Annotated in this window: 16 protein-coding genes and 1 other annotated feature; of the genes, 10 read left to right on the top strand and 6 right to left on the bottom strand. The window is 49.1% G+C overall.

What is annotated here, in order from left to right; all coding sequences use genetic code 11:
* Nucleotides 1-31 precede the first annotated feature (31 nt).
* Entirely contained in the window at nt 32-1309 is a 1278-nt protein-coding gene (locus HHI26_RS11925) for an FAD-binding oxidoreductase (protein ID WP_133841559.1), read from the top strand.
* A gap of 65 nt (nt 1310-1374) precedes the next feature.
* Here HHI26_RS11925 and HHI26_RS11920 read toward each other — a convergent pair whose 3' ends face one another.
* Nucleotides 1375-2202, bottom strand: coding sequence for an SDR family oxidoreductase (locus HHI26_RS11920; RefSeq protein WP_171149140.1), 828 nt, complete (start codon nt 2200-2202; stop codon nt 1375-1377).
* Nucleotides 2203-2392: 190 nt separating this feature from the next.
* Between HHI26_RS11920 and hisL the strand changes: the two genes are divergently transcribed.
* The 9 genes from hisL to hisIE all read left to right on the top strand — a co-directional run bounded on the left by hisL (nt 2393) and on the right by hisIE (nt 9653).
* Nucleotides 2393-2440 carry a his operon leader peptide gene (hisL, locus tag HHI26_RS11915; RefSeq protein ID WP_100396937.1) on the top strand — a complete coding sequence of 16 codons (48 nt, stop codon included), beginning with the start codon at nt 2393-2395 and terminating at the stop codon, nt 2438-2440.
* Nucleotides 2416-2534 (top strand) — a sequence feature (His leader region). It overlaps the preceding gene by 25 nt.
* Nucleotides 2535-2596: 62 nt before the next feature.
* Complete coding sequence (hisG, locus tag HHI26_RS11910) at nt 2597-3496, top strand: ATP phosphoribosyltransferase (RefSeq protein WP_133841557.1); 900 nt, start codon at nt 2597-2599, stop codon at nt 3494-3496.
* 4 nt (nt 3497-3500) lie between these two features.
* The gene (hisD, locus tag HHI26_RS11905; RefSeq protein ID WP_171149139.1) at nt 3501-4808 is read left to right on the top strand and encodes a histidinol dehydrogenase; all 1308 of its coding nucleotides are present in this window, start codon (nt 3501-3503) and stop codon (nt 4806-4808) included.
* Nucleotides 4805-5896: a histidinol-phosphate transaminase gene (hisC, locus tag HHI26_RS11900; RefSeq protein WP_133841555.1), complete on the top strand. Its 1092-nt coding sequence runs from the start codon at nt 4805-4807 to the stop codon at nt 5894-5896. The genes hisD and hisC overlap by 4 nt, the downstream gene beginning before the upstream one ends.
* Nucleotides 5893-6957 carry a bifunctional histidinol-phosphatase/imidazoleglycerol-phosphate dehydratase HisB gene (hisB, locus tag HHI26_RS11895; RefSeq protein WP_133841554.1) on the top strand — a complete coding sequence of 355 codons (1065 nt, stop codon included), beginning with the start codon at nt 5893-5895 and terminating at the stop codon, nt 6955-6957. Before hisC ends, hisB begins: the two co-directional genes overlap by 4 nt.
* Nucleotides 6957-7547 (top strand): imidazole glycerol phosphate synthase subunit HisH, encoded by a 591-nt coding sequence (gene hisH / locus HHI26_RS11890; protein ID WP_133841553.1) that lies wholly within the window; start codon nt 6957-6959, stop codon nt 7545-7547. The genes hisB and hisH overlap by 1 nt, the downstream gene beginning before the upstream one ends.
* A 5-nt stretch (nt 7548-7552) precedes the next feature.
* On the top strand, nt 7553-8290 hold the full coding sequence (gene hisA / locus HHI26_RS11885) for a 1-(5-phosphoribosyl)-5-[(5-phosphoribosylamino)methylideneamino]imidazole-4-carboxamide isomerase (protein ID WP_159336341.1): 738 nt from the start codon (nt 7553-7555) through the stop codon (nt 8288-8290).
* A complete protein-coding gene (hisF, locus tag HHI26_RS11880; protein ID WP_133841551.1) occupies nt 8272-9048 on the top strand; it encodes an imidazole glycerol phosphate synthase subunit HisF in 777 nt (258 codons plus the stop codon). The genes hisA and hisF overlap by 19 nt, the downstream gene beginning before the upstream one ends.
* On the top strand, nt 9042-9653 hold the full coding sequence (hisIE, locus tag HHI26_RS11875) for a bifunctional phosphoribosyl-AMP cyclohydrolase/phosphoribosyl-ATP diphosphatase HisIE (RefSeq protein ID WP_159336340.1): 612 nt from the start codon (nt 9042-9044) through the stop codon (nt 9651-9653). The genes hisF and hisIE overlap by 7 nt, the downstream gene beginning before the upstream one ends.
* Before the next feature lie 41 nt (nt 9654-9694).
* Here the strand turns inward: hisIE and HHI26_RS11870 are convergent, their stop codons facing one another.
* The 5 genes from HHI26_RS11870 to HHI26_RS11850 all read right to left on the bottom strand — a co-directional run bounded on the left by HHI26_RS11870 (nt 9695) and on the right by HHI26_RS11850 (nt 15386).
* Nucleotides 9695-10705: a Wzz/FepE/Etk N-terminal domain-containing protein gene (locus HHI26_RS11870; RefSeq protein WP_171149138.1), complete on the bottom strand. Its 1011-nt coding sequence runs from the start codon at nt 10703-10705 to the stop codon at nt 9695-9697.
* Between the two features lie 145 nt (nt 10706-10850).
* On the bottom strand, nt 10851-12257 hold the full coding sequence (gndA, locus tag HHI26_RS11865; protein ID WP_159336338.1) for an NADP-dependent phosphogluconate dehydrogenase: 1407 nt from the start codon (nt 12255-12257) through the stop codon (nt 10851-10853).
* 139 nt (nt 12258-12396) lie between these two features.
* Nucleotides 12397-13302: a glycosyltransferase gene (locus HHI26_RS11860; protein ID WP_171149137.1), complete on the bottom strand. Its 906-nt coding sequence runs from the start codon at nt 13300-13302 to the stop codon at nt 12397-12399.
* Nucleotides 13296-14396: a UDP-galactopyranose mutase gene (glf, locus tag HHI26_RS11855; protein ID WP_171149136.1), complete on the bottom strand. Its 1101-nt coding sequence runs from the start codon at nt 14394-14396 to the stop codon at nt 13296-13298. The genes HHI26_RS11860 and glf overlap by 7 nt, the downstream gene beginning before the upstream one ends.
* A 3-nt stretch (nt 14397-14399) precedes the next feature.
* Nucleotides 14400-15386 carry a hypothetical protein gene (locus HHI26_RS11850; protein WP_171149135.1) on the bottom strand — a complete coding sequence of 329 codons (987 nt, stop codon included), beginning with the start codon at nt 15384-15386 and terminating at the stop codon, nt 14400-14402.
* Nucleotides 15387-16759 lie beyond the last annotated feature (1373 nt).

Raw genomic sequence — 16759 nt, 5'->3', positions numbered from 1 at the left:
CGCCTCTGAGCCAGTGATTAAGGGAGAAGGTATGGAACATATCAACAGCTATTATGCCGCCACCACAAACCCACACGATCCCTGGCCAGTGCTGGAAGGGGATATCCAGTGCGATGTCTGCATCATTGGCGGGGGCTTTACCGGGCTGTCGTCTGCTCTGTTCCTTACCGAGGCGGGCTACGATGTCGTACTGCTGGAGGCGGCCCGGGTGGGCTTCGGTGCCAGCGGGCGCAATGGCGGCCAGGTGGTTAACTCTTACAGCCGTGATGTTGATGTTATTGAACAGCGTTACGGCAAAGAGACGGCACGTCTGCTCGGCAGCATGATGTTTGAAGGAGCAACGATCATTCGCGATCGCATCGATCGCTATGCGATTCGCTGTGATTATCGTCCGGGCAGTATTTTCGCCGCGTTGAATAACCGCCAGATGCAGCATCTGACATCGCAACACCAGCTATGGCAGCGCTATGGCAATCACGACGTCGAACTGCTGGACCAGAGTGGCATCCGACGAGAAGTGGGCACTGAACGCTATGTCGGCGGGCTGCTGGATAAACGTGGCGGCCATATTCACCCGCTGAATCTGGCGTTGGGTGAGGCCGAGGCCATCCGCCGCCACGGCGGGCGTATTTATGAAAACTCTGCCGTGACCGCCGTACAATATGGCACCCCGCATCGGGTGCGTACCGGGCGCGGTGAGGTCAGCGCACGTTTTGTCATCTTTGCCGGTAATGCCTATCTCGCGCCGCATCTTGAACCGCGGCTGGCGAAAAAAAGCCTGCCCTGTGGTTCGCAAATTATTGCCACCGAACCCCTGTCCGCGGATCAGGCCCTGTCGCTGCTGCCCAACCATCGCTGCGTGGAGGACTGTAACTATCTGCTGGATTACTTCCGCCTGACAGCGGATAACCGCCTGTTGTACGGGGGCGGCGTGATCTACGGGGCGCGCGATCCAGGTGATATCGATGCTCTTATCCGCCCGAAACTACTGAAGACCTTCCCGCAGCTGGCTGGCGTGAAGTTTGACTATGCGTGGAGCGGTAATTTCCTGCTGACCCTGTCACGGATGCCACAGTTTGGGCGCCTGGAGAACGGCGTTTACTACATGCAGGGTGACAGCGGACACGGGGTGACCTGCACCCATCTGGCTGGAAAGTTAATTGCTGAGGCAATGCGCGGAGATGCCGAGCGCTTCGATGCGTTTGCCCGACTACCGCACCTGCCCTTCCCTGGCGGTCGTCGCCTTCGCGTGCCGTTAACCGCCATTGGTGCGGCGTGGTATGCATTACGAGACCGACTGGGCGTGTAACCGGGCCGGGCATCAGCACGGGGCGACCGGAAAAAGGGTCCCCCACTGCGACAACCCCTTGTTGATTATGACAATGGCATCCTGGCAGGATCGGGATAACGGTACTCGAACCCCAGCTCGCGACAGATTTTACTGCCATCGATCAGCTTGCCACTGTTTTTATCATGGTCCGCCTGGAAGGTTGGCGGCGTCAGCCCTAACTGCCGCGCAACCTGCGGATAAAACTGATTACGCGCCGGGTGCTGCGGGGCACTGAGATTATAGATATGCCCGCCTTTCGGCGTCTGCAACAGCAGGCTAATCGCCGCAATCACATCGTCCAGGTGCACAAGGTTGACCCCCTGGTTACCATTGGCGATATCGGTTTTTCCGGCGAGAAAACGTCCGGGATGGCGATGTGGGCCAACCAGTCCGGCAAGACGTAAGATATCCACTGAGGTGTTCGGCAGATTATGCAGCCAGTTCTCCAGCGTCTGTAGCGTCTGTCCGGCCACGCTGACCGGGTCCAGCTCGCTGCTCTCTTTAGTGATACCGCTATGATCGCCGTAAACCGAGGTTGAACTGGTAAAGATAATCCGTGGCACGTTAAACGCCAGCGCACTGTCTACCAGTTGCTGTACAGACAGCAGATAATTTTCGCCCCCGGCCGCCGTCCGGCTGGCCGGTAGTGTCACCACCAGCGCATCCACGCTGAGTAGCGCCTCAAGATCGTCTGCATCGCAGTTCAGTTCCGGTGTCAATTCAAGAAGATAACAGTCAATGCCGCTTCCTCGCGCAGCATTAACGCCATCAGGCGTGGTTTTGGTGCCGGTGACCTGCCAGCCCGCGCCCGCCAGCGACATGGCCAGTGGCATACCTAACCATCCCAGGCCGACAATTGCGACTCGTTTCATCCCTCAACTCCTGTTGTTAATGCCGATCGTGCAGACCGCTATCTTATCAGGCTACGCCAGCGCTCAGTCAGTGACAACCGACAGTTGATAAGAGAATTTTTCAACATTTACAAAAAAGTGTTGCGCCACGCGTCCATTCTCGTTAGGTTATTTGTCACGTAATGAATATCCATTCATCCAAGAGAATTTTATGACACGCGTTCAGTTCAATCACCATCATCACCATCACCCTGACTAGTCTTTCAGGCGATGTGTGCTGGAAGACGATCAGGATCTTCCAGTGGTGCAGAACGCAAACTCAGCCCCCGGAAGATCGCCTTCCGGGGGCTTTTTTTATGCCCTGAGATCAGAAGAACGCGGATACACCATACAGACAGGAAAAGGATAAGAACCCATGTTAGATAACACCCGTTTACGCATAGCTATGCAGAAATCTGGCCGTTTAAGCGATGAATCACGCGAATTGCTCGCGCGCTGCGGTATTAAAATCAACCTCCAGCAGCAGCGCCTGATCGCCTTCGCCGAAAACATGCCGATTGATATTCTGCGGGTGCGCGATGACGATATTCCGGGCCTGGTGATGGATGGCGTGGTCGATCTGGGGATTATCGGTGAGAACGTGCTGGAGGAAGAGCTGCTGACCCGCCGTGCTCAGGGCGAAGATCCCCGTTACTTCACGCTGCGCCGCCTCGACTTCGGTGGCTGTCGCCTGTCACTGGCGATGTCCGTTGATGACGAATATACCGGTCCACAGTGTTTACAAAACACCCGCATTGCCACCTCTTATCCGCACTTGCTGAAAAAGTACCTGGACAAGCAGGGCGTCAACTTCAAATCCTGCCTGCTGAACGGTTCCGTCGAAGTCGCCCCGCGCGCCGGCCTGGCCGATGCGATCTGCGACCTGGTCTCGACCGGCGCCACGCTGGAAGCCAACGGCCTGCGTGAAGTGGAAGTGATCTACCGCTCTAAAGCCTGCCTGATCCAGCGCGATGGCGAGATGCCTGCCGCCAAACAGGAGCTGATCGACAAACTGATGACCCGTATCCAGGGTGTGATTCAGGCGCGTGAATCCAAATACATCATGCTGCACGCACCGAGCGAACGCCTGGACGATATCATCGCCCTGCTACCGGGTGCTGAGCGCCCAACCCTGCTGCCGCTGGCCGGTGATAAGAGCCGCGTAGCGATGCACATGGTCAGCACTGAAACCCTGTTCTGGGAAACGATGGAAAAACTGAAAGCCCTGGGTGCCAGTTCCATTCTGGTACTGCCCATTGAGAAGATGATGGAGTAATTCGATGGCGACCCTGATGACCCCCATTGCCTGGCAGGATTGCAGTGCCAAACAGCAGCAGGCCCTGCTGCTTCGCCCGGCGCTTGGCGCCTCTGACAGCATCAGTGCCACCGTGCGCGGCATTCTCGACAAGGTTTCGAGTGAAGGTGACGATGCGTTGCGTTATTACAGCGCCACCTTCGATAAAACTCAGGTTGATGCACTGCGCGTCAGCGAACAGCAGATCACCGATGCCTGTGCGCGATTGGGTGATGAGATCAAGCAGGCGATGGCTGTTGCGGTCGCCAATATTGATACCTTCCATCAGGCGCAGCAGCTGCCGCCGGTGGATATCGAAACACAACCCGGCGTGCGCTGCCAGCAGGTCACGCGCCCGATAGCGTCAGTCGGCCTCTATATTCCGGGTGGCACGGCTCCGCTGTTCTCCACGGTACTGATGCTGGCTACCCCGGCGCGTATCGCAGGCTGTGGCCGAGTGGTGCTCTGCTCTCCACCACCGATTGCCGATGAAATCCTTTATGCTGCACGGCTGTGTGGCGTGCAGGAAGTGTTCCAGGTTGGCGGGGCGCAGGCGATTGCCGCCCTCGCCTTCGGGACAGAATCCGTGCCTAAGGTGGATAAAATTTTTGGTCCAGGCAATGCGTATGTCACCGAGGCCAAACGTCAGGTGAGCCAGCGCATGGACGGCGCGGCGATTGATATGCCTGCTGGCCCGTCTGAAGTGCTGGTGATTGCCGATGAAGGGGCCACGCCGGACTTCGTGGCCTCTGATCTGCTGTCACAGGCGGAACACGGCCCGGATTCGCAGGTGATCCTGCTGACGCCTTCGCAAACCATGGCCGTGGCGGTCGCCGAAGCCGTTGAACGCCAGCTCGCTGAACTGCCTCGTGCGGCCACGGCCGCAAAAGCCCTGGAAAGCAGTCGCCTGATTGTGATGCGCGATCTGCAACAGTGCGTTGAAGTCAGCAACCGTTACGGGCCTGAGCACCTGATCATTCAGACACGCCAGGCACGCGACCTGGTCGACAGCATCACCAGTGCCGGCTCCGTGTTTCTCGGTGACTGGTCACCGGAATCCGCCGGTGACTATGCCTCGGGAACCAACCACGTCCTGCCAACCTACGGTTATACCGCTACCTGCTCCAGCCTGGGGCTGGCGGATTTCCAGAAGCGTATGACCGTGCAGGAACTGACAAAGCAGGGCTTTATGGGGCTGGCGGCCACCATTGAAACTCTCGCCGCTGCCGAGCAACTGACTGCCCACAAAAATGCCGTGACCCTGCGCGTAGCCGCACTGAAGGAGAAGCCATGAGCAGCAAGATTGAAGATCTGGCCCGTGCTAATGTGCGCGCCCTGACGCCCTACCAGTCGGCACGCCGTCTGGGGGGCAACGGTGATGTCTGGCTGAACGCCAATGAATACCCGCTGGCGGTGCCGTTTGAGCTCAGCCAGCAGACCCTGAATCGCTACCCGGAATGTCAGCCTAAGTTAGTAATTGAGCGTTACGCGGCCTATGCGGGACTGACGCCGGAGCAGGTGCTGGTAAGCCGCGGTGCCGATGAAGGCATCGAACTGTTAATGCGCGCCTTCTGTGAACCGGGCAAAGATGCCGTGTTGTTCTGCCCGCCGACCTACGGTATGTACAGCGTCAGCGCTGAAACCATCGGTATTGAATACCGTACGGTAGAAGCACGCGAAGACTGGCAACTGAACTTGCCCGCCATTGCTGGCCAGTTAGACAATGTAAAGCTGGTGTATGTGTGCAGCCCGAACAACCCGACCGGAAATCTGATCAACCCGGACGATATTCGCCAGCTGCTGGAGATGACGCGTGGCAAAGCGCTGGTCGTCGCCGACGAAGCCTATATTGAGTTCTGCCCTTCAGCCTCACTCGCTGGCTGGCTGAAGGATTACCCGCACCTGGTGGTGCTGCGTACGCTGTCTAAAGCGTTTGCGCTGGCAGGGCTGCGCTGTGGTTTCACTCTCGCCAACGCCGATGTCATTGCGCTGCTGATGAAAGTGATCGCCCCTTACCCGCTCTCTACGCCTGTGGCGGATATTGCGGGTCAGGCACTGAGCGAGCAGGGCATTGCACTGATGCGCCAGCATGTGAGCGAGCTGGTCGCCACCCGGGAAAAGCTGATTGCCGATCTGCGTACGTTAGACTGCGTTGAGCAGGTGTTTGAGAGCGATACCAACTATATTCTGGCGCGCTTCTCCGCCTCAAGTCAGGTATTTAAGACCTTGTGGGATCAGGGCATTATTTTGCGCGATCAGAACAAACAGCCTGGTCTGGCGGGCTGTCTGCGCATCTCTATTGGCACCCGCGAAGAGTGTGAACGCGCAGTGGCCGCACTAACATTATTACCCGGTTCATCCGTATCTCAGGAGCAAGCATGAGTCAGAAAGTCCTTTTTATCGATCGCGATGGCACCCTCATTTCTGAGCCGCCAGAAGATTTTCAGGTAGACCGCATGGATAAACTGGCCTTCGAGCCTGACGTCATCCCTGCCCTGCTGTCGTTACAGAAAGCGGGCTATCAGCTGGTGATGATCACCAATCAGGATGGCCTGGGGACCAGCAGCTTCCCGCAGGACGATTTCGACGGTCCGCATAATCTGATGATGCAAATCCTCCGTTCGCAGGGCGTGAACTTTAGCGACATTCTGATTTGCCCACATAAGCCGGAAGATCACTGCGACTGCCGTAAGCCAAAAACAAAAATGGTGGAAGCCTGGCTGGCGGAAGGCGCACTGGATATCGCCAACAGCTATGTGATTGGTGACCGCGCAACTGACGTGCAGCTGGCGCAGAACATGGGCATCACCGGTCTGCTGTACAGCAAAGACCTGAACTGGAACGCGATTGAACAGCAGCTGACGAAGCGTGACCGTTATGCGCTGGTGCAACGCAACACCAAAGAGACGCAGATTAAAGTCGAAGTGTGGCTGGATCGCGAAGGCGACAGCAAAATTAATACCGGCGTGGGTTTCTTTGACCATATGCTCGATCAGATCTCTACCCACGGCGGCTTCCGCATGAACATCGACGTGAAAGGCGATCTCTATATTGACGATCACCACACCGTGGAAGATACCGGGCTGGCGCTGGGTGAAGCCCTGCTGAAAGCGCTGGGTGACAAACGTGGCATCGGTCGTTTCGGTTTCGTGCTGCCAATGGACGAATGCCTGGCACGCTGCGCACTGGATATCTCCGGTCGTCCGCACCTCGAATATAAAGCGGAGTTCAGCTATCAGCGCGTTGGCGATCTGAGCACCGAGATGGTGGAACACTTCTTCAGCTCACTCTCTTACACCATGGCCAGCACCCTGCACCTGCGCACCAAAGGCAAAAATGACCATCACCGCGTTGAAAGCTTGTTTAAAGCCTTCGGCCGCACGCTGCGTCAGGCGATCCGCGTGGAGGGAAATACCCTGCCAAGTTCGAAAGGAGTGCTGTGATGGATGTGGTGATCCTCGATACCGGCTGCGCCAACCTGTCCTCCGTTAAGTGGGCGGTACAGCGTCTTGGCTATGATCCGGTAGTCAGTAAAGAAGCGGATATCGTGCTGAACGCCGACAAACTGTTTCTGCCCGGCGTGGGCACCGCCCAGGCCGCGATGGATCAGCTGCGTGAACGCGAACTGATCGCGCTGATTAAAGCCTGTACCCAACCGGTACTGGGTATCTGCCTCGGTATGCAACTGCTGGGCAGCGGTAGCGACGAGAGCGGCGGCGTACCCACGCTGAATATCATCGACCAGCCTGTGCAGCGCATGAAAGATCACGGCCTGCCGCTGCCACATATGGGATGGAATCAAATCACCTCGCAAGCGGGTAACCACCTGTTTCGCGGTATTGAAGACGGTGCCTATTTCTACTTCGTGCACGGCTACGCCATGCCGGTCAATGAATACACCATTGCCCAGTGCAATTATGGCGAAGCCTTTACCGCCGCCGTGCAGAAAGATAATTTCTTTGGCGTGCAGTTCCACCCGGAGCGTTCCGGTGCCGCTGGCGCGCAGCTGCTGAAAAACTTCCTGGAGATGTAACCGGCATGATTATCCCGGCATTAGATTTAATTGATGGCAAGGTGGTGCGTCTGCATCAGGGCGATTACGGCCAGCAACGCGACTACGGCAGCGACCCGCTGCCGCGCTTACAGGATTATGAAGCACAGGGTGCGCAGGTGCTGCATCTGGTCGATCTGACCGGGGCAAAAGATCCGGCCGCACGTCAGATCCCCCTGCTGACCAAACTGCTGGCAGGCGTCACCGTCCCGGTCCAGGTGGGCGGCGGTATCCGCACTAAAGAGGATGTGGACGCGCTGTTAAAGGCGGGTGCCACACGCGTAGTGGTGGGATCTACGGCGGTGAAACAGCCGGAAGAAGTGCAGCAGTGGTTTAAACAATACGGCGCGGAAGCGATTGTGCTGGCGCTGGACGTACGCATTGATGCCAGTAACCGTAAAGAAGTGGCGATCAGCGGCTGGCAGGAAGCCAGCGGCATCACGCTGGAAGAAGTGATTGAGCAGTTTTTGCCGTTCGGCCTGAAACACGTGCTGTGCACGGATATTTCACGCGATGGCACACTCAGTGGCTCTAACGTTGAACTGTATCGCGAAGTGTCTGCCCGCTACCCGAGCATTGCTTTCCAGTCCTCCGGTGGCATCGGCTCTCTGGACGATATTGCTGCCCTGCGCGGCTGTGGCGCTCGGGGCGTGATCGTAGGTCGCGCTCTGCTGGAAGATAAATTCACCGCATCGGAGGCTATTTCATGCTGGCAAAACGGATAATCCCTTGCCTGGACGTACGTGACGGCCAGGTCGTGAAAGGCGTGCAGTTCCGCAACCACGAAATCATCGGCGATATCGTGCCGCTGGCGCAGCGCTATGCGCAGGAAGGGGCCGACGAACTGGTGTTTTATGATATCACCGCATCCAGTGATGGCCGTGTGGTGGATAAAAGCTGGATCTCACGCGTGGCAGAAGTGATTGATATTCCTTTCTGCGTGGCTGGGGGCATTAAGTCGGTTGAAGATGCCGCCCTGCTGCTCTCGTTCGGCGCGGATAAGATTTCGATTAATTCCCCGGCGCTTGCCGATCCTTCCCTTATCACCCGCCTGGCCGATCGCTTTGGCGTGCAGTGCATTGTGGTGGGCATCGATACCTGGTTTGACAGCGAAAGCGGCAAGTACCATGTGAATCAGTACACCGGCGATGAAAGCCGGACCAAAGTCACCACGTGGGAAACCCTCGACTGGGTGGAAGAAGTGCAGAAGCGTGGTGCGGGTGAGATTGTGCTGAACATGATGAACCAGGATGGCGTGCGCAATGGTTACGACCTGGTACAACTGCAAAAAGTACGCGCACGCTGTAAAGTACCGCTGATTGCTTCCGGCGGCGCGGGCACCATGGAGCATTTCCATGAAGCCTTCCGCGATGCTGACGTTGATGGCGCACTGGCGGCATCGGTGTTCCATAAACAGATTATTAATATCGGTGAGCTGAAAAGTTATCTGATTGAAAAAGGTGTGGAGATTCGCGCGTGTTAACAGAACAACAACTGTCCCAGCTTGACTGGGTGAAAACCGACGGCATGATGCCCGCTATCGTCCAGCACGCGGTGTCTGGTGAAGTGCTGATGCATGGGTATATGAATCAGGAAGCACTGGCGAAGACGCTGGAGATTGGCAAAGTGACCTTCTGGTCACGCACCAAACAGCGCCTGTGGACGAAAGGCGAATCCTCGGAGCACTTTCTGAATGTGGTCAGCATCACGCCAGACTGCGATAACGATACGCTGCTGGTGCTGGTCCACCCGGTCGGCCCAACCTGCCATCGTGGCACGACAAGCTGTTTCTCGCCCGCAGCGACAGACTGGACTTTCCTCTATCAACTGGAGCAGGTCCTGGCCGAGCGTAAACACGCTGACCCAAAAAGTTCCTATACTGCAAGCCTGTACGCCAGCGGCACTAAGCGCATTGCACAGAAAGTCGGTGAGGAAGGCGTGGAAGTGGCACTGGCTGCCACCGTCAACGACCGTCATGAGCTGACCAATGAAGCCTCTGATTTGGTCTATCATCTGCTGGTTCTGCTACAGGACCAGGATCTGAACCTGTCAACGGTGATTGAGAACCTGCGTCAGCGTCATAAGTAAGCCCCTCTCATTATCAGGCCGGGTTATGCCCGGCCTGCACCCTATTTTGCTCTCATCCTCAAACGATAATCAGCGACCACATTACGCCCGATAACAATCGCTGAACCTGCAATCGCGCCCAAAATGGCGGCCAGCAACAGCACTAACGATTTTCTAGGATTGACAGGTGCCGCAGGTAAGTCGGGTTGAGTGATGTACGTGAAGGGTTGTAACTTTTCAGCGTCAGGCTTCAACTGTGAGAGTGCCAGGAGCTGGGTTTGTGTATCGAAATACTGTTTATCCAGTACGGCAGGCTTGTTGGCCTCATTAGCAATCATCGCACTTAGCGCATGGGTACCCAGCAGATATAACGTATCATCCGAAAGGTTCTCAGCCTGAGTCAGTTGAGAACTGGAAATATTGGAATCTTCAGCAATTTTCAACGCATAGCGAATAACCTCAATACGATGCGCATTACGCTGCTCCGCGATTTTTTTCTGCGCTTCCAGCGATGCGGTCAGTTCGCTTTGCTTTGCAATAAGGTTAGTTTTGATTTCAGCGAGATAATCATTCATCAAAGAGGTATTGACCTGCTGAATGTAGCTTGAAAGCTGCTCTTGCGCGTGATTGGCGGAATCGGCCGTTAGTGAGATGCTCAGGGGATAGTTGAGGGATTTGTCTACGACTTTAATATCGACTAAGTTTGATGCGGCAAGCGAAGCACTAAAGCGATTAAACAGGTTTTTCTGGAGCATATCCGGAGAAAATTGTCCTGGTGTGCTCTGAGTGTTATTACCATTGTTATCAACGTCATTCAGTGCATAGACTTGATTCAAAACACCACTGTAATAGGCCATCTGGCCGATATCAGGTTGCGTCAGGATGGCTGTTGACGTCCATTTAGATTTAACTGAAGCAAGGTATATCCCCGCGCCAATAAGGCTAACAACTATCAGTGCAATGATGATCCATTTACCTTTCCATAACTGGAAAAAAATGTCCAACAGGTCCAGTTCATCATGCTTTACAGATTCAAATTGCTCAAAGTTTGTTGTGTTTTTTTTGCTCATCATGACTCAACTTAAAAAATTGGTATCGTTTTTATGGTTATGCGAATAAAAGATAGCCGAGCAGTTGGCAGAGCGCCAGAAGGATAGTCTTAAAATCGGGGAGAAGAAGGAAAATAACCTCCCGTAAAACGGGAGGTTAGGCATTGACTTAGTCCAGCCATTCGGTGTGGAACACACCGTCTTTGTCAGTACGCTTGTAAGTATGCGCACCAAAGTAGTCACGCTGCGCCTGAATCAGGTTCGCAGGCAGTACCGCTGAACGGTAGCTGTCGTAGTAGGCAATAGCTGCAGAGAAGGTTGGTGTTGGGATACCGTTCTGGACAGCCCACGCAACAACGTCACGCAGCGCCTGCTGGTATTCGTCAGCGATATTTTTGAAGTACGGAGCCAGCAGCAGGTTAGCAATGTCAGCATCAACAGCATAAGCATCGGTGATTTTCTGCAAGAACTGGGCACGAATAATGCAGCCAGCACGGAAAATCTTAGCGATTTCACCGTAGTGCAGATCCCAGTTGTTTTCAGTAGAGGCCGCTTTCAGCTGAGAGAAGCCCTGTGCGTAAGAAACGATCTTACCCAGGTACAGTGCACGACGCACTTTCTCAACGAATTCGGCTTTATCCCCGCTAACGGTCTGAACTTTAGGTCCGCTCAGCACTTTAGATGCGGCAACACGCTGCGTTTTCAGTGAGGACAGGTAGCGGGCAAACACAGATTCAGTGATCAGTGACAGTGGTTCACCGAGGTCCAGAGAACTCTGACTGGTCCACTTACCGGTACCTTTGTTCGCGGCTTCATCAAGAATCACATCAACCAGGTAGTTACCTTCTTCATCTTTTTTAGTGAAGATATCTTTGGTGATGTCAATCAGGTAGCTGCTCAGCTCGCCTTCGTTCCACTCGCTGAAGGTTTTAGCCAGATCGTCGTTGCTCAGGTTCAGTGCGCCTTTCAGCAGTGAATAGGCCTCAGCAATTAACTGCATGTCACCGTATTCAATGCCGTTGTGAACCATTTTCACATAGTGGCCTGCACCGTCCGGACCCATATAAGCCACACAGGCTTCACCTTCAGCGACAGCTGCAATCTCAGTCAGGATTGGCGCAACCAGCTCGTACGCTTCTTTCTGGCCGCCAGGCATGATAGATGGGCCTTTAAGCGCGCCCTCTTCGCCACCGGAAACACCGGTACCGATGAAGTTAAAGCCCTGCTCGGACAGTTCACGGTTACGACGAATGGTGTCTTTATAGAAGGTGTTACCGCCATCGATCAGGATATCGCCTTTATCGAGGTGTGGCGTCAGGGAGGCGATGGTTTTGTCGGTGGCTTCACCGGCCTGAACCATCAAAAGGATACGACGAGGTTTTTCCAGAGAGTCAACAAACTCTTCGATGCTGTAGTGCGGAACCAGTTTCTTACCTGGGTTCTCAGCCACGACTTCATCGGTTTTTTCACGCGAGCGGTTGAAGATAGAAACTGTGTAGCCACGGCTCTCGATGTTGAGTGCCAGATTACGGCCCATTACAGCCATACCTACAACGCCGATCTGTTGCTTGGACATTACCTACTCCTGTCTATGGATACCTATGCAGCAGCGCTGAACTGCTGCAGAATCATGTCTTACAGATATTAACTCACAAAGACATCGAGTGAATAGTAATTAGTGTGATAAGTTTTTTCAGCTTAATCTCCTAATATTATTAGGGAATATATTTTTGATTTGTCTTAAAAGTGAGCGAGTCCCTGAGTGCAGCAAGGCAAATTCTCGCCTCACTGAACTTAAATCTAAGGAGAGATAAGAAGCAGTAACCAAATGCCAGTATGAAAGGCTTACATTTTGTTAATGGGTTTTTCCCGTGAATGAAATATAAACGGAATAAGTTCCTCAACATAAAATAGCCTTTCCAAGAGGAAAGATCGTTTTTCTGGTTGTTATTCAAAAGTCGTGTGGCTTTTGCTGAGGGTTCACAAAAAATAGTAAATCCCAGCTCAGTAGAGCGTAGTGAATAATCCATGTCATCATAAAAAATGAAGAATCTGGCGTCAGGTATTCCAACTTGATCTACAACTGTCTTCTTGATTAAAGGGCCTTCAAAAGGTACACCAGCAATTTTTATTGCTCCAGAATTTAATCCTGTTCTGTTAATGTACTGAGAAACATTCTCCTTTTTAGGCGAGATCGTAAGAAAGTCGTCAAGATCAAATTGGATAGGGGCTAACTCAGCCAATGAGCCATCTTTGTTTGTTCTTAAAGGTTGGATGATATCACCTTGAGGGCATGTCAGAAGTTTTTCTAAACAATCTGATGCAGGCATCAAATCATCATCCATTAACCAAAGAGCATGATAATCACGATCCTTTAATAACCTGAAACCATAAGAAAAACCTCCGGCGCCTCCGAGATTAGCCCCAGTATTATAGTACTCAAAAACGTCCTGATGATCTCGAGAAAATTCATCAACGATTATATCGGTTCCATCATTACTATTATTATCAACAACAATAACTTTTTTTAAGCGATGAGTTTGCCCAAGTAAAGATTTTAAAACCTGAGTTAACAACTCTTTTCTTTTATAGGTAACAACAAGTGCTATAACATCTAACATTGAAACTCCTTTTCAACACACTTCAAAGCAGATGCTATAATTTGATGCATATCATAATATTTATATTCAGCGAGACGCCCACCAAAAATCACATTTTCAACGTCCGAAGTTAATGATTTATATTTACTAAATACACTATTATTTTTCTTGTCATTAACCGGATAATAATATTCATCTCCCTCTTCAAATTCTTTAGGGAATTCTTTGGTAACGACTGTTTTATCCTGAGTACCAAATTCAAAATGCTTATGCTCAATAATGCGTGTGAAAGGGTAGATTTTATCTATATAATTTACAACAGCACTACCTTGGAAATTATCGGTTTCCAAAATTTCCGTATTGAATTCCAAAGAACGATAGTCAAGCCTACCAAAACGATAATCAAAAAATTTATCTATCGGCCCTGTGTAAACAATCTTACGTGCACTCTTCTCATAAACTTCTCTATTTTCAAAGAAGTCAACGTCAGTGACAACCTCCACCCCCTCCAACAAGGCATCAACAAGAACATTATATCCACCGATAGGAATACCCTGATAACGATCGTTAAAGTAGTTATTATCAAAGTTGAAACGCACAGGTAATCTTTTTATAATAAAAGGAGGTAAATCCTTGCATTCTCGCCCCCATTGCTTCTCAGTGTATTCTTTAATCATGGTTTGGTAAATATCTCGTCCGACTAAGAAAATCGCCTGTTCTTCTAAATTAGTAATTTGATCTTCTTCTATTTCTGACCTTTGCTCTTTAATTTTAGCTTTTGCTTCATCTGGTGTTTTAACGCCCCAAAGTTGGTTGAATGTATTCATATTGAAAGGTAAGTTGTAAAGTTTACCATTCGACAATGCAACCGGAGAGTTAGTAAAACGATTAAATTCAACAAAACTATTAACATAGTCCCAGATAAACTTATCATTAGTATGGAAAATGTGCGCGCCATACTTATGAACATTTATGCCCTCAATATTCTCACAGAATATATTACCACCTTTGTGATTTCTCTTTTCGATGATCTTAATTTTTTTCCCACGTTTCAATGCTTCATGGGCAAAAACAGATCCAAACAGACCAGAACCAACTATCAGATAATCAAGCATATTTTAAATCTCAGTTAATTTTTTCAGTTTATCAATATGATTAGAGGTTAAAGTATTCTCATTAAAATAATCTAAATCAATTAGGTAATTGTGTATGTATTGACGCAGACGCAATGAATTAAAATTACTATAAATGGCTCTTCCTAAAACTATTAGTTTCTTATCAAAAATAAGAGTTTCTAATCCAACAGTAGAATTTATAGTATAAACACACGATGCGTTTTTTATTAACTCTATAGTATTATTATTAACGAGCACTATCTTACCTTTCGCAGAAAGTTGCATAAAATAATTTATTGTAGTTATATCAGACTCTGCTGGATGGATTTTAACATAAATAACCTTATGCTTTTCTTCACTAATTATTTTATTTATAGCAGAAATATTATCGATGTCACTATTAATTCTCAATTGTGTATCAGAGGTAACCTGTGATGGATAGAAGATATAGTCAATATTGAGGTCAGCATGGTTACTACTCATTAGCATTTTTTTAGATTTGTATTTATCCAAAAACATTTTTACTTTTTTTGAAAAATTAAGAGAGTCTTCTCGGATGAAAAAAGGCATCAATCTTGATAAAAGGTCATCAAAGGCAATAACTGAATAATTTTTTATACTTATTTTTGATTGAGGCAATGGGTTAAATTTATAGTGTATGTAACCTTCTATCCAGGAACGGTGGAGATCCTCAGAAATAGCAGGTAAAGAATCAAGTATCTCAGGTCGCTCGAATAATATAGATTGTGCGTTAACACCTCTTGGATCGAAGATCATTTTCCCTGGTAAATTACTAATTTCAGCATATAGTATTTTGGCATTAAATTTTTTAAAAAAATTCGTAGTAGCGATAGCTGTCGGATGATTACCATTGAAAACAATAAGAGTGTCACTTTCGTAGATAGAAGAAAACATCTTATTTTCAAGTGAGTGCGTGATTTGTTTATAATTTTCATAAGCATCCTTTAATGACTGCCTTCCATTAAGCACAGAGATAGTATTCCTCAATGCTGAATCATCAACTTTAATATTGAAGCTAGCACATCTTTTATTAAGTAGAAGAACTATCTTCTTATTAGTTTTAAACTTAAGGAATATGTAACACGAGAATTTATTCGTAATAAACGTGACTTCATTGCATGCTGAAAAACCTAGGAAAAACTTGGCCTTTAAAATATCATCTACTAAAACATATAACATACACCACTAAGACCTCATTTAAATTATCATCACAATAACTAATTTAGCGTTGAGATAGAAATATCACAAACAACTGTACTTTCAATACAGTAATTTATCTTGTAATTACCATATGAGGGATCATTGAGCCCCCTAGGAATAAACATAATAATGTTTGATAGAATCAGGATTAAATATACGCCACCTAACAAATGTGGTCTTAAATTAATAATGGTTTTTTTCTGAATATAATAAACAATTGCAACGGAAATGAATAAGTATAGTATTGGTGAAAAATATCTCGACATGCGAGCAAAAATAAATAATTCACTTGAGAAAATTCTAAATGCTATGAATAAGATCACTGACAGTTGAAGAACTGCCATCATTCTGATATTTTCTAATTTTAATATACGAACATAAAAATAATAAAACATGATAGTTAGGGCTACACCACCATAAGCAGAAATCTGACCAATAAAGTTTGCTGGAACAGCATAAGTGTCTGAAAGGAAGTAATTATAATACATGAGCTTATATGTCACGAATATATATTTCACAATACTGAGAGGATTCGTTAATATAATTAATATATAGAGGTAAAACCATTTATTCTTCACAGGAAGAATAAACTTCAATAAAAACACACTTACTAAAGCAACCGGAATAAGGCTGAAATGTATAGTCCCACCAACAATCAAGAGTGATAACATAAGCAATCTTTTATTGTTAATGTAATAGAGCATTGCTAATGCATATAAAGAGGCAGCCAGACAAGAACGGATACTGTTTAAAGTAAGGAAGTAATAATTACCTAAATAAAGAATTGTGCATAATGAAAAAATCAATCTGCCATTTAGGTCTTTAAACTCATTCGACATTTTATAGAAAAAGACGCCAAAAAAGTAAGAAGTCAATAGAGAATATATCAAAAAAACAAATTGAGGGCCGAGATCGAAATAGTTAGCGAATTGCGTTAGAACCAAATGGAATGGCTCAAGATGCAGATAACTCTGATAACCTGTTTTAATATCATAATACAAGGCAGTATAACTGATATAATCCGACCCTACTTCATATCTGAATGCAGATACCAAAGCAAGAAACACCCAGAATAAAAATGTAACTCTGTTGCGACATATGGCTAAAAATGACGCTGAGGATAGCATAATAAGAAAAAAAAT

Origin of the sequence: Erwinia sp. JH02, from assembly GCF_013074405.1 — a bacterium.
GTDB classification, from domain to species: domain Bacteria; phylum Pseudomonadota; class Gammaproteobacteria; order Enterobacterales; family Enterobacteriaceae; genus Erwinia; species Erwinia rhapontici.
Note: the sequence above shows the minus strand (reverse complement) of the source record. Positions and strands in the feature narration are given on the sequence as shown.